This is a genomic window from Abyssibius alkaniclasticus, from assembly GCF_020447305.1.
In the GTDB taxonomy this organism is placed as follows: domain Bacteria; phylum Pseudomonadota; class Alphaproteobacteria; order Rhodobacterales; family Rhodobacteraceae; genus Abyssibius; species Abyssibius alkaniclasticus.
This window is the reverse complement of sequence record NZ_CP095732.1, coordinates 1,934,763-1,947,772: the sequence shown is the minus strand read 5'-3', so window position 1 is coordinate 1,947,772 and position 13,010 is coordinate 1,934,763. Positions and strand designations below refer to the sequence as shown.

At 62.8% G+C, this 13,010-nt stretch carries 11 protein-coding genes; 2 read left to right on the top strand and 9 right to left on the bottom strand.

The genetic code is table 11. From position 1 onward, the window contains the following. Positions 1-25: 25 nt before the first annotated feature. From acuI to LGT41_RS09720, 6 genes are read right to left on the bottom strand one after another with little or no spacing between them, the layout of a single operon-like run. Positions 26-1,018, bottom strand: a complete 993-nt coding sequence (gene acuI, locus LGT41_RS09745; RefSeq protein WP_274126690.1) for an acryloyl-CoA reductase — start codon at positions 1,016-1,018, stop codon at positions 26-28. 15 nt (positions 1,019-1,033) lie between these two features. Beyond that, on the bottom strand, positions 1,034-2,650 hold the full coding sequence (locus tag LGT41_RS09740) for an AMP-binding protein (RefSeq protein ID WP_274126689.1): 1,617 nt from the start codon (positions 2,648-2,650) through the stop codon (positions 1,034-1,036). A gap of 13 nt (positions 2,651-2,663) precedes the next feature. After that, on the bottom strand, positions 2,664-3,164 hold the full coding sequence (locus tag LGT41_RS09735) for a DinB family protein (RefSeq protein ID WP_274126688.1): 501 nt from the start codon (positions 3,162-3,164) through the stop codon (positions 2,664-2,666). A gap of 26 nt (positions 3,165-3,190) precedes the next feature. Further along, complete coding sequence (locus LGT41_RS09730; RefSeq protein WP_274126686.1) at positions 3,191-4,303, bottom strand: dimethylsulfoniopropionate demethylase; 1,113 nt, start codon at positions 4,301-4,303, stop codon at positions 3,191-3,193. Next, on the bottom strand, positions 4,300-4,932 hold the full coding sequence (locus tag LGT41_RS09725; protein ID WP_274126684.1) for a DUF1326 domain-containing protein: 633 nt from the start codon (positions 4,930-4,932) through the stop codon (positions 4,300-4,302). Before LGT41_RS09725 ends, LGT41_RS09730 begins: the two co-directional genes overlap by 4 nt. Positions 4,933-4,947: 15 nt before the next feature. Then, on the bottom strand, positions 4,948-5,748 hold the full coding sequence (locus LGT41_RS09720) for a DUF2182 domain-containing protein (protein ID WP_274126682.1): 801 nt from the start codon (positions 5,746-5,748) through the stop codon (positions 4,948-4,950). A 67-nt stretch (positions 5,749-5,815) separates the two neighbouring features. Here LGT41_RS09720 and LGT41_RS09715 point away from each other — a divergent pair, with 67 nt between their 5' ends. Next, complete coding sequence (locus tag LGT41_RS09715; RefSeq protein ID WP_274126680.1) at positions 5,816-6,550, top strand: FadR/GntR family transcriptional regulator; 735 nt, start codon at positions 5,816-5,818, stop codon at positions 6,548-6,550. On the opposite strand, the gene LGT41_RS09710 is transcribed toward LGT41_RS09715, so the two are convergent. After that, positions 6,547-7,710, bottom strand: a complete 1,164-nt coding sequence (locus LGT41_RS09710) for a M20 aminoacylase family protein (RefSeq protein ID WP_274126679.1) — start codon at positions 7,708-7,710, stop codon at positions 6,547-6,549. The genes LGT41_RS09715 and LGT41_RS09710 overlap by 4 nt on opposite strands. A 129-nt stretch (positions 7,711-7,839) precedes the next feature. Then, on the bottom strand, positions 7,840-8,544 hold the full coding sequence (locus LGT41_RS09705; RefSeq protein WP_274126678.1) for a DUF1223 domain-containing protein: 705 nt from the start codon (positions 8,542-8,544) through the stop codon (positions 7,840-7,842). 197 nt (positions 8,545-8,741) lie between these two features. Here LGT41_RS09705 and LGT41_RS09700 point away from each other — a divergent pair, with 197 nt between their 5' ends. Next, positions 8,742-9,935, top strand: coding sequence for a benzoate/H(+) symporter BenE family transporter (locus tag LGT41_RS09700; RefSeq protein ID WP_274126677.1), 1,194 nt, complete (start codon positions 8,742-8,744; stop codon positions 9,933-9,935). 164 nt (positions 9,936-10,099) lie between these two features. Here the strand turns inward: LGT41_RS09700 and acnA are convergent, their stop codons facing one another. Then, on the bottom strand, positions 10,100-12,874 hold the full coding sequence (gene acnA, locus LGT41_RS09695; protein WP_274126676.1) for an aconitate hydratase AcnA: 2,775 nt from the start codon (positions 12,872-12,874) through the stop codon (positions 10,100-10,102). Between the last annotated feature and the right edge of the window lie 136 nt (positions 12,875-13,010).

Genomic DNA, 13,010 nt, shown 5'->3' with positions numbered 1-13,010 from the left:
CCAAGCCCCGCCGCACAGATCAGGCTCAGGCGTTCACATCAACCACCACGCGGCCCCGCACCTGCCCTTGCAGAATTTCGGCGCCAAGCCTGGGCAGGTCGCCCAGAGTTGCCGGCACGATCATCGCTTCGAGCTTGTCCATCGGCAGGTCCGTCGCTATGCGCCTCCAGGCCGCCAGGCGGTTGTCATAGGGTTGCATCACGCTATCTATGCCCAAAAGGTTCACGCCGCGCAGCAGGAAGGGAATGACCGTGGCGGGCAGGGCCGCCCCCCCGGCAAGGCCCACCGCCGCAACGCTCGCGCCATATTTCATCTGCCCCAGCACGCGCGCCAGCATCGCCCCGCCAACGGCGTCTACACAGCCGGCCCATGTTTCACCCTCCAGCGGGCGCTTGGTGGTTTCGTTCAGCTCCGCACGCGCCACAATCCGGGCCGCCCCGAGCCCGCGCAGATACTCAGCCGTTTCGGGCCGTCCGGTCACACCCGCCACCTCATAGCCCAGATTGGCCAGAATCGCCGTCGCGACCGAGCCGACACCGCCCGCAGCCCCGGTCACAAGCACCGGCCCGCGCCCCGGTTTCAGCCCATGCGCTTCCAGCGCCATCACCGCCAGCATGGCCGTAAACCCGGCCGTGCCCACCGCCATTGCCTGCTTGGCGCTCAGCCCGTCGGGCAGGGGCACCAGCCAGTCGGCCTTTACCCGCGCGCGCTGGCTGTAACCGCCCCAATGCGCCTCGCCCACGCGCCAGCCGGTCAGCACGACCTTGTCGCCGGGCTTATAGCGCGCATCGGAACTGGTCTCGACCGTGCCTGCAAAATCAATGCCCGGAATATGGGGGTAGTTGCGCACCAGCCCGCCGCCGGGGCCAATGCACAAACCGTCTTTGTAATTCACCGTGGAATATTCCACCGCCACCGTCACCTCGGCCTCGGGCAGGTCGCTCAACGCCATCTCCACAACCGCAGCCGATGTCTTGCCATCGTCGTTCTTGTCTACCCGCAGGGCCCTAAAGCTCATTGTCATCTCCTTGTCTCAGGCACTTAGCCGCGCCCGCAATTGAAATTTCTGGATCTTTCCGGTGCTGGTTTTCGGCAATTCCTCGAACCGCACGGCTTTGGGGCATTTGAACCCGGCAAGGCGCTCGCGGCAAAAGGCGATGATCTCGGCCTCGGTCGCGCTTGCCCCTTCGCGCAGCTCGACAAAGGCGCAGGGCACCTCGCCCCATTTGGCATCCTCCATCGCCACAACGGCGGCCAAAGCCACGGCGGGGTGGCGGAACAGCACGCCCTCCACCTCGACCGAGGATATATTCTCGCCGCCCGAAATGATCACATCCTTCAGCCGGTCGCGGATTTTCACCTGCCCGCCGGGGAATTTCACCGCCGCATCGCCCGACCAGAACCAGCCGTCCTTGAACGCCGCGCCCGTTGCCGCCGCATCCTTGTAATAGCCCGACATGACGACATTGCCGCGCATCACGATCTCGCCCTGTGTCTCGCCATCCTCGGGCACGGGCGCGCCGGTTTCGCGGTCCACCACATCCACGGCCTCCAGCATCGGAAAGCCCACACCCTGGCGCGCCGCCATTTCGGCCTGCTGCTCGGCGGGCAGATCGGCCCAGTCCTCGCGCGCAATGCACTGGGTGACATGGCCATAGGTTTCGGTCAGCCCGTAAACATGCATCACCGCAAAGCCCAGCGCGCGCATCTTTTCCAGCACGGCGGCGGGGGGTGGTGCGCCGGCGGTAAAGGCGTTGACCACATGGTCGAACCCGCCCTTCACATCCTTGGGCGCATCGGCCAGCATTTGCAGAATGATCGGCGCGGCACCGAAATGCGTAACCTTGTGGGCGCGGATCGCCTCATACATTTTCACCGCCGTGGTATCGCGCACAAACACCATGCGCGCGCCCATGATCGGCATGGCCCAGGGGTGGTTCCAGCCGTTGCAATGGAACATCGGCACGATCGACATATAGGTCGGGCGTTGCGGCAGGCTCCAGCCCGCCGCCGTGCCCAGCGCCATCAGGTAAGCGCCGCGATGGTGGTAAACCACGCCCTTCGGCCTTCCCGACGTGCCGGATGTATAATTCAGCGCAATCGCCTGCCATTCATCTTCCACCGGCACGCCCGCAAACCCCGCATCGCCCGCCGCCACAAGCGCCTCGTAATCATCGCCGCCAAAGCCCGGCCCCTGCCCGGCCTGGTCATCGATAATATCGACCACCGGAATATCGCGCCCCAGCAGCGCGAGCGCCGCGCGCAATAGCGGCGCAAAGGCGCTGTCGCACAAAACCAGCTTGCTATCGGCATGGCCCAGCATATAGGCGATGGTGTCGGCCTCCAGCCGTGTATTGATGCTGTGCAGCACCGCCCCCGCCAGCGGCACGGCATAATGGCATTCAAACATTTGCGGAATATTCGGGCAGATCACCGAAACCGTGTCGCCAAGCCCAATGCCACGGGCGCGCAGGCTATCGGCCAGCGCGGATATGCGCGCCTGCACCTGCCGCCACGTCGCGCGGTAGCTGCCATAAATCACCGCATCATCATCGGGGAATACCTGTGCCGCCCGCGCCAGAAACGACAGTGGCGTCAGCGGCACGTAATTCGCACGGCATGGCTTCAGGGCTTCATAATCGGCGCGCATTCGCTTTCCCCCTCTAGCTTGGCATCCAGGGCAGGTCGGTCGGGCCTTGCGCCTGGCCTGCCGCGGTCAGCATAGCAGAAATCTGCCCGCGATGATGCGTTTGATGGTTGAACAGATGCACGACCAGAACCGACATCGGCTTGCGCATTTCTGCCTTTGACAGGCCGGAATACCAGGTCAGATCGGCATCGATATCGCCCTGCTCCAGCCTGCCCGCCCAGGCTTCTATGCGCGCATCCATCGCCAGACGCGCCTGCTGCCAGCCCTCGAATTCGCCAAACATTTCGGGGCTTTGCGCAATGCTCACGGCAGGCGGCTCAACCCCCTGGAAGCGCGACATCCAGATCGTGTCGCCCCACAGCACATGGCTGGCCGTGCGCAGGATGCTCCCGAAAAACGCCCCGCGCGCGGCCCTGAGCGCCGCCTCATCCAGCTCTGCCATCGCCGCAGCCATCTGCCCGTTCTGCCAGCTGTTATAGCGCGCCATCATGCGTGCAAATTCCGGTGTGATCATCGCGGCCCCCATATCGCCATTTCCGCCTAGTTGAAGGGTTTTTCCTGCACCACGCAACCGCGTTTCCCGCCGGGCGTATGCACCACAAGCGTGGTGCCCGCATCCCAATGGGTCATGCGCACCATGCCAAGGGCAACATTCGTGCCAAAATCGGGCGCGTATGCCGCCGAACTCACCCGGCCCACCTGCTCGCCCGCAGGCGTGCAAAGCGGCCAGTAGCGGTCACACAGCCCCAGCCTGTCGCCCTCGATGGCCAACGAGCGGATCTGCTGCACCGGGCCTTCCTTGGCCACGCGCAACAGCGCATCGCGCCCGATACAGCCAATCGCGCTTTGCGTATCACAAAACCGCCCCAGCCCGCATTCATGCGGGGTGTTGTCATCGGTCATGTCATTGCCATAGCTCAGCAAGCCGCTCTCGATCCGCTCGATCAGGTTGGGGCAGCCGGCATGAACATCCAGATCGCGCCCCGCCTCCATCAGCGCGTTCCACAGCGGCATTCCCATATCGGAGCCGTTCACATAAATCTCGAACCCGCCCTGCTTGGAATAGCCCGAGCGCGCCACAACCATGTCGCGGCCCTGAAAATCGAAATGCGCGAAACGAAAGAAGCGGATATCCTTCACCGCATCCCCAAAGACCCGCGCCATCAGCGCCTCGGCCCTTGGCCCCTGCACGGCCAGCGGCGAGATGTCCGGCTCGTCCACCAGCACATCCAGCCGGTAGCCAAAGGCCAGCCCCTTCACCCAGTAAAGCAGGTCACTATCGGCAATGGAAATCCACCACCGGTCGTCGGCCAGCTTCACGGCAACCGGGTCATTCAGCATCCCGCCGGTTTCATCGACAATCGGCACATAATAGCACTGCCCGGCCACCATGCGGCGCAAATCGCGCGGGGTGAGCATCTGCATCAGCTTGCCGGCATCGGGGCCACGAATTTCCACCTGCCGCTCGCAGGCTACATCCCAAACCTGCACCGCCTGTTTCAGATGGTGGTAATCTTCCTCGACCGAGCGGAACACCGTGGGCAAAAGCATGTGGTTATAGACCGTATAGGCCTTGACCCCCGCCGCCTCGACCCCGCTTGAGAATGGCGTGCGCCGCAACCGGCGCGAGGGTGAAAGCAGCGGCGCGCTCACTTTGGCCCCTTCCAGTCTATCTGGCAGATCTCGGCCGAACGCCCGTCAAAATCCCACACGCGGCCATAGGCGCGCACGCGGCTTTTCAGGGCATGGGCCACGGTAATATCCGGCCCCATCCAGTATTCGGTGTTGGAAATCACAATATCATTGCCGCCAGCCCCGGCCACGGGTTCAATCGCGCCGACAATCTTTTTGCCCACGGTCAGATGCCGGGTTTTACCCTCGGTGCGATACTCCACCGCCGCGCGTTCAGCACCCAAGAACTCGCTCACCAGCATTTTGAACAGGCCGGTCGTGCCGCGTGCCGCGCCGCTGAAAATATGCACCAGACCGTCATAGGCCGCATCCGATGCCCGCTCGTCAATATAGGCCGCCGCCTTCCAGTTGCCGCGCCCCATATTGCCGGGAATATCCATCAGCAGGCCCACATTCAGCCCCGCGAGGCTGGCATCGCCATAGGCGCCCGCGTCAATGCGAATGCCCACCCAGGCCTGGCAATAGCCTTCGGTCGGCGGGTGCTTGCCAAGGCTTACAACGCAGGGGCAGAACACCGTGCAGTTGCAGTTCAAGATCAGCTCGCCCCTGATGCTCCACGGCACCGTGCCCAGTTGCGCTCCATCAGCCATTTCAATCCTCCCCGATTATCCAGAAATTGCGGTAAATGCGGCTGCGCCCAGCAGGGCCAGCCCCAGCGGTTTTGTTACATGGCGGCCGATTTGCGGCAGTTTTTCCAGAACCATCAGCAAAGTGGCCAGCCCCATCAGCGCAAGGCTCATCGCGCCGCCGATCAGCCCCAAAGCCATCAGCGCCCAGCAACAGCCAAGGCAGAGCGTGCCCAGTTTCAGCCCCATCCGCGCCGAGCCCCAGAAACCGTCGCGCCAGTTGCCCATGTAAAAGGTCAGCGGTGCGCGGCATTTTGCAAGGCAGCCCGCCTTGGCCGAACTGAACTGGTAAAGCCCCGCCAGCCCCAGCAAAAGCGGCATTGCCCAGCGCGCCGCGCCGCCACCAAGCCCGGCCAGCCCGACCTGTGCGCCAGCCGCGACAGCGGCAAAGCCCAGCCAAACGGCCAAAAACCCGCCAAGCAGCGCATAAAACCCGCCGCGCGGCACCGCCCCGGTATGGCGCAGATCGTCATAGGTTTTCAGCGCGGGCAGGAAGGTTGGCGCCATCATTGCCGCACCCATCAGCGCCCACATGGCCAGTGCTGCGCCATAGCCCGCTTGCGCGGCATTCAGGCTCTGGAGCATCTGCCCGAATTGCCCCCCGTGCTGCGCCCCGAATTGCCCCCCGTGTTGCCCCCCGCGCAACTGCACAAACAGCCCCAGCCAGGCCGCCAGAATCAGCCCGTAAAACAGCAGCCAGCGCAAGGCGGGCAGGTTTGGCAGGCGTTTGCGGGCAATGGTTTGCATGGGCGGGCCGGGCTGGTTTCTCAGCGCCCACATCAGCGCGCATCTCTGCAATTGTCAAATAAATAATTGTCTGACATATTGATCGCGACAGGAGAATGCGATGATCGACTATACAACCATCAACCGTGACGGGCTTTCAAAGCAGATCTCCGACACATTGCGCGAGGCGATTGTCAGCGGCACCCTGTCGCCCGATGCGCGCCTGCCCTCGGAAACCGAACTGGCCGAGCGGTTTTCAGTCTCCCGCCCCACGGTGCGCGAGGCGCTCAAACGGCTTGCGGCGCAGAATCTGATTCGCACGCAGCGCGGTGCCGCGGGCGGGGCGTTTGTGAATAAAATCGACTGGGCCGAGGCCTATGATCAGGCCATTACCACCGCCACGCTGCTCATTTCCATGCACGCCGTCAGCTTTGAAACCGTGGCCGAGGCGCGGTTTGCGCTGGAACGTGCCTGCCTGCCGCTGGCAGTAGAGCGTGCCAATGCCGGAACGCTGGCCACGCTGCGCCGCGAACTTGCGCGCCAGCAATCCGCCGCCCTGACGGATGAAAGCTTCTGCGCCTCCGATGTTGCCTTCCACCGCGCGCTGGTCGATGCCGCCGCCAACCCGGTGCTGTCGTTCCAGCTTGCCGGCGCGGTTGAAGCCATGCAGCCGCTGATGAACATGATCACCTATCGCGCCCGCGACCGCGTTGAAATCACCAATTTCCACGCCGCGCTGATCGACGCGCTTGCAAACCGCAACCTGCCACAGGCCGAAGCGGCGCTGGCATCGCTTGGCCGCTACACGATCGCGCTTGGGCGCAGCGCCGCCAATCGTGGTGCCAAAACCGGCTAGACGGGCATCCCCTCTTCCACCAGCCGCGCAAAATAGCTTGCACCCACCGGCAACAGCGCGTCATTGAAATCATATTTCGGGTGGTGGACCATCGCGCTGTCGCCATTGCCCGCCAGAATATACGCCCCCGGCCGTGCCTCCAGCATATAGGCGAAATCCTCGCCGCCCATGATCAGCGGTGCCGCGCGGTCAACGCCCGGCGTTATCCCTTCGGCCACCCGCGCGGCAAATTCGGTCTGCGCCGCGCTATTGGCCATAACAGGGTAAGAGCGGCGGTAATCGAGCAGTATGCGCCCGCCCATCGCCGCGCCGATTCCGGCACAAATCTCGCCCATCCGCGCCTCGGCCATGTCGCGCAGGTCCGGCTTCAATGTGCGCACCGTGCCCTTGAGATGCACGGTTTCGGGGATCACGTTATAAGCCTTGCTCCCCGTCTCGAAACTGGTGACAGACACTACCAGCGCCTCGACCGGGTCGGCATTGCGGCTGGCTATGGTTTGCAGCGCCAGCACCAGCTGGCTGGCCATCACGGTCGGGTCCACGCCATCGTTTGGCTTGGCGGCATGTGCGCCCTTGCCGGTGACATGAATGTCAAACACATCGGTGGCCGCAAAAAACGGCCCCGGACGAATGGCAAATTCCCCCAGCGGAATGCCCGGCCAGTTGTGCATCCCATAAACCTCCTGAATGCCGAACCGCTCCATCATCCCGTCATCCACCATCGCCTTGCCGCCCGCGCCGCCCTCTTCGGCGGGCTGGAATATCACCACGGCCGTGCCGTCGAACCGCCGCGTTTCGCACAGGTATTTTGCTGCCCCCAGCAGCATGGATGTATGCCCGTCATGCCCGCAGGCGTGCATTTTTCCCGGCACCCTGGAGGCATGGGCCAGCCCCGTCGCCTCGCTCATCGGCAGCGCATCCATATCGGCGCGCAGCCCCATCACCCGCCCCGCGCCGCGCTGCTTGCCGTGGATCACCCCCACAACACCCGTGCGCCCGACGCCCTCGACCACCGCGTCACAGCCAAAGGCGCGCAGCCGTTCGGCCACCAGCCCGGCCGTGCGCTGCACCTCGTAAAGCAATTCGGGGTTTTCGTGAAAATCATGCCGCCACGCGGTCATTTCGGCCTGCATGTCGGCAATGGAGTTGATGATGGGCATGGCTGTCCTGATGCTGGTTTTCGCCCCATATTCGGGGCCATTGCCCAAGTCTGGGCGCAGCGCGCGGCAAGGTCAAGCCGCCACCTGGCCCCGCACCACCTGGCCCCGCACCACCTGGCCCCGCACCGCCTAGTCCAGCACCGCCGCCGCAAGTATCGGCCCCGTGCCATCGGCCTGCACGATCACAACCCAGTTCTCGTTGCCAAGCGCATCAAGGCTCAGGGTCAGCGGGCCGCGTCCATCCCATTCGGCGGCAAGGTTCCAGTCGCGCACGATGTTCACATAGGTCACCTTGCGCCCGGCATTGTCGCCGCTTTCAATATCAACCGTAATTTCCGGCGTGTAGCGCACCAGAAACACCGCCGCCGGGCGCGCACCTTCAAGCGGCGTGATCAGCACCGAGGCGCGCGCGCCCTGGCGTGTGGCCTCGATCATGGCCATTGGCGCGCGCCGCTGCGCCTCGGAAATTTCGCGCATCACCCGGTCCGGCCGGTTGCCGGCCATGTAATTGCCGCCCTGAATTACAATTTGCGGCGTATACACCGTGCGCTGCCGCCAGGTTTGCGCATATTGGCTTTGGCGGTGCGAAAAGGCGGCGCGGGCAAATTCGTCGCGCCAACCCAGATAATCCCAATAATCGACATGCAGCGCCAGCGCGATCACCCCGCGCTGCTCGGCCAATTGCTGCAACAGCGCATCGGCGGGCGGGCAGGATGAGCAGCCCTGGCTGGTAAAAAGCTCTACCACCACCGGGTTTTCGGCTGCGGTCTGGGCATGGAGCTGCATGGCATTCAGGCTGGCCAATAGGGCCGAAAGGATCAGGGTAAGGCGCATCGTCACATCCGATTTGATTACCCGAGTCATAAGACAGTTTGTGGCGGCATACCAGTCAACCCTTTGCGAGCGGGCGTGAAGGGAGGGGCATTGCCGCGCGCCGGGGCGGCATTTGCACCATCCGCACCATTTCCGCTATGGCGGTTGGCGCAACTGTTGCGTTATGCTCGCAGGCGCAACACATACCATGCAGGCCCATGTTCCGCGACATCTCCTTTCCGGCAGTCTATATCGGGCTGCTCGCCGCTTTTGTCGGCTATTCCGCATCTTTCGCCATTGTCCTTGCCGGACTTACAGCTATGGGTGCCACCGAGTCTCAGGCGGCAACGGGGCTGTTTTTCGCAACCATCGGCATGGGGGTTTGCAGCATCTGGCTACCGGCCATCACGCGCATTCCGGCGGCGGTGGCATGGTCAACGCCGGGGGCTGCCTTTCTGGCCGCCACCGCCGTTTTGCCGGGCGGCTTTGCCGAGGCGGCCGGCGCGCTGATTTACAGCGCGGGCCTGATCGTGCTGACAGGGCTGATCCCGGCAATCGGCCGCAGCGTCGCCGCGATTCCAAAGCCGATCGCCAATGCCCTGCTTGCAGGTGTGCTGTTCAAACTCTGCCTTGCCCCGGCACTGGCCTTGGGTGAAATTCCGCTTCTGGTGCTGCCGGTGCTGGGCGCATGGCTGCTTGGCCTGACATGGCACCGGCTGGCGGCCATGCCGTTTGCTGTCATCGCCTTTTTGCTTGTGCTGGTTTTCATCGTCGAACTGCCTTCGGGCCTTGGCCCATCCGCCCCCACGCAATGGCTTCCGGCCCTTGCCCCCGTGGCGCCGATCTTCACGCTGCAATCCTTCTTTTCCATCGCCTTGCCGCTTTATCTGGTCACGATGGCGGGGCAGAACATTCCCGGCTTTTCGGTGCTGGAATTGAACGGCTACAGCGTGAACCGGCCACCAATGCTGCGTGTGACCGGCATTGTCAGCCTTGCGATTGCACCGTTTGGCGCCATCCCCGTGAACATGTCGGCAATCACAGCGGCAATGATGGCGGGCGAAGATGCGGGGCAGAATCGTGCAACCCGCTACTGGGCGGCAATGACATCCGGCATCGCCTATGTCCTGCTCGGCTTTGCCGCCGGTTTTGTTACAACCCTTGCCAGCATTGCCCCCATCGCGCTGATAACCGCCGTGGCGGGGCTTGCGCTTGTGCCTGCGCTTGTCGGCGCGATCTCGGCCGCCTTCAGGGACACGGCCCAGCTCGAAGCCCCCGCGCTGACCTTCCTGATCGCCGCAAGCGGCATGACCCTATTCGACATCAGCGGCGCCTTCTGGGGCGTGATTGTCGGTGCGGTCATCTGGCGCGCCAAATCCTGGGCCGCTGCGGCTCGGGCACCGGGCCAATAGCCAGCGCAATCCGGCCCCATCCGATGGCGCATCAAATTCCTTAACGCCCCAATTTAAGCAGGCTTGTTTGCCCCTGAAATGCACAAAACCGTGCATTTCTGCACGGTTTTGCGGTTATATTGTAACTTTAACGCGGGAGATTTACCCCCCGCGTTAACCTTTGCCTAGCTCTTGGCAAGGTCGCGCAGCACGTAATGCAGCACGCCGCCATGTTTCACATAGTCGATTTCGATCTCGGTATCGATCCGGCATTTGAGCGTGATATCCACCGTCGAGCCATCGGCGCGCCTGATGGTGCAGGGCACTTCGGCCAGCGGCTTCAGATCGCCGGAAAGGCCTGTAATATCAACGGTTTCATCGCCTTTCAGCCCCAGCGATTTGCGGCTGTCGCCATTCATGAATTCGAATGGAATGACCCCCATGCCCACAAGGTTGGAGCGGTGGATACGCTCGAAGCTTTCGGCAATCACCGCCTTGACGCCCAAAAGGCTGGTGCCCTTGGCCGCCCAGTCGCGCGACGAGCCCGCGCCATACTCGATTCCGCCGAACACAACCAGCGGAGTCCCCGCCTCGATATGCGCCATCGCCGCGTCGAAAATCGAGGCCTGTTCGCCATCGGGGCCCTTGGTATAGCCGCCCTCGACACCGTCTAACATCTCGTTTTTAATACGAATATTGGCGAAAGTGCCGCGCATCATCACCTCGTGGTTGCCACGGCGCGAGCCATAAGAGTTGAACTCGCGCACCGGCACCTGACGGTCGACAAGGTAGCGGCCTGCGGGCGAGCTATCCTTGAAGGAGCCCGCGGGCGAAATATGGTCGGTCGTGACCATATCGCCCAATATTGCCAAGGGCTTGGCGCCCAGGATGTCGGTGATCACGCCCGGCTCCTTGGACATGTTCTGGAAGTAGGGCGGGTTTTGCACATAGGTCGACGTTGCCGGCCAGTCATAGGTTAGACTGTCGGTTGTCTCAACGCTTTGCCACTTGTCATCGCCCTTGAAAACATTGGCATATTTTGACTGGAAGGCCGCGCGGGTCACGGTTTTTTCAACCAGTTCCGCAATCTCGGCATTCGACGGCCACAGGTCTTTCAAATAGACCGGGTTGCCATCCTGGTCATTGCCAAGGCTGGCGGTGGTGATGTCGACATTCATGTCACCCACCAGCGCATAGGCAACCACAAGCGGCGGCGAGGCCAGATAGTTGGCGCGCACATCCGGGCTGATCCGCCCTTCAAAGTTGCGGTTGCCCGACAGGACCGAGGCGGCGATCAGGTCATAATCATTGACCGCCTTGGAGATGGCCGGGTCGAGCGGGCCGGAATTGCCGATGCAGGTGGTGCAGCCATAGCCGACAAGGTTGAAGCCGATGGCATCCAGATCTTCCTGAAGGCCGGCGGCTTCCAGATATTCCGAAACCACCTGGCTGCCCGGCGCCAGCGAGGTTTTCACCCAGGGCTTGCGGTTCAGCCCTTTTTCGCGGGCCTTGCGCGCCACAAGTCCGGCCCCGATCATCACATAGGGGTTGGAGGTGTTGGTGCAGGAGGTGATGGAGGCAATGACGATAGAACCGTCGTGCAGCTGGTAATTGCCGTCTGCGGTTTGCACATAGCCGCGCTTGTGGTCGCCCTTGTCGCCGGGAATATCGCAAGGTTCGGGCTGGCCGCCCTCGCCTTCCCAACGCACTTTCTGCTTTTCATTGGCCGGCTTGGCGCTGCGCTGGCCGGTGACATAGTCACCAAAGGTGGCCGCAGCCGCATCGAGCGCCACAAAATCCTGCGGGCGTTTCGGGCCGGAAATGGCGGGCACAACCGTGCCCATATCCAGTTCCAGCGTCGAGGTGTAAATCGGGTTGTAATTGGCATCGCGCCACATGCCGTTGGCCTTGGCATAGGCTTCGACCAGCGCGATCCGGTCTTCATCACGGCCCGTGTTGCGCAGATAGCGCAGCGTCTCGGTATCAATCGGGAAAAAGCCGCATGTGGCGCCGTATTCGGGGGCCATATTGGCAATGGTCGCACGGTCGGCCAGCGGCAAACGGTCGAGCCCGTCGCCATAGAATTCGACAAATTTGCTGACCACGCCATGTTTGCGCAGCAGTTCAACCACCTTCAAGACGAGGTCGGTTGCCGTGGTGCCTTCGACCATTTCGCCGGTAAGCTTGAAGCCCACGACTTCGGGGATGAGCATGGACACCGGCTGGCCAAGCATGGCGGCCTCGGCCTCGATACCGCCCACGCCCCAACCCAGAACGGCAAGGCCGTTGACCATTGTTGTATGGCTGTCGGTGCCGACAAGCGTGTCGGGATAGGCGATTTCGGTGCCGTGCTGGTCCTTGTCGGTCCAGACGGTCTGCGCCAGATATTCAAGGTTGACCTGATGGCAAATGCCGGTGCCCGGCGGCACGACGCGGAAGTTGTTGAACGCGCTCTGGCCCCATTTCAGGAACTGGTAACGCTCCATATTCCGCTCGTATTCACGGTCGACGTTCATCTGGAAGGCGCGCGGATTGCCGAATTCATCGATCATCACCGAATGGTCGATCACAAGGTCAACCGGGTTGAGCGGGTTGATTTTTTCAGCATCGCCGCCAAGGCCGATAATGCCGTCGCGCATGGCGGCAAGGTCGACCACGGCGGGCACGCCGGTGAAATCCTGCATCAGCACACGGGCGGGGCGATAGGCGATTTCGCGCGGGTTCTTGCCGCCGTTTTGCGCCCATGCGGCAAAGGCGCGGATGTCATCCTGCGTGACAGTCTTGCCATCTTCAAAGCGCAGCATGTTTTCCAGCACCACTTTCAGCGCGGCGGGCAGGCGCGAAAAATCGCCAAGCCCGGCCTCTTGTGCGGCGGGAATGGAGTAATAGGCGATATTGGCGCTACCGGCGGCCAGGCTGCGGCGGGTCTTGGCGCTATCAGTTCCAACGGTGACGGTCATATTGGCCTCCTCGGCGGGTGGGGAATTGGCGGGTGCCTGCCTCTTGCCCTAGTTTTTGGTCTGGATCAAGGGTGGCGGCAGTTCTTTGTGTGCAATTGTATACATTGTATTGCGCGCGGCGTCAAGCGCGCACCCT

Excerpts from the sequence above, each read along its gene's own strand:
- acuI (WP_274126690.1), bottom strand. The coding sequence starts at position 1,018 with ATGAGCTTTAGGGCCCTGCGGGTAGACAAGAACGACGATGGCAAGACA.
- LGT41_RS09740 (WP_274126689.1), bottom strand. The coding sequence starts at position 2,650 with ATGCGCGCCGATTATGAAGCCCTGAAGCCATGCCGTGCGAATTACGTG.
- LGT41_RS09735 (WP_274126688.1), bottom strand. The coding sequence starts at position 3,164 with ATGATCACACCGGAATTTGCACGCATGATGGCGCGCTATAACAGCTGG.
- LGT41_RS09725 (WP_274126684.1), bottom strand. The coding sequence starts at position 4,932 with ATGGCTGATGGAGCGCAACTGGGCACGGTGCCGTGGAGCATCAGGGGC.
- LGT41_RS09720 (WP_274126682.1), bottom strand. The coding sequence starts at position 5,748 with ATGTGGGCGCTGAGAAACCAGCCCGGCCCGCCCATGCAAACCATTGCC.
- LGT41_RS09715 (WP_274126680.1), top strand. The coding sequence starts at position 5,816 with ATGATCGACTATACAACCATCAACCGTGACGGGCTTTCAAAGCAGATC.
- LGT41_RS09710 (WP_274126679.1), bottom strand. The coding sequence starts at position 7,710 with ATGCCCATCATCAACTCCATTGCCGACATGCAGGCCGAAATGACCGCG.
- LGT41_RS09705 (WP_274126678.1), bottom strand. The coding sequence starts at position 8,544 with ATGCGCCTTACCCTGATCCTTTCGGCCCTATTGGCCAGCCTGAATGCC.
- LGT41_RS09700 (WP_274126677.1), top strand. The coding sequence starts at position 8,742 with ATGTTCCGCGACATCTCCTTTCCGGCAGTCTATATCGGGCTGCTCGCC.
- acnA (WP_274126676.1), bottom strand. The coding sequence starts at position 12,874 with ATGACCGTCACCGTTGGAACTGATAGCGCCAAGACCCGCCGCAGCCTG.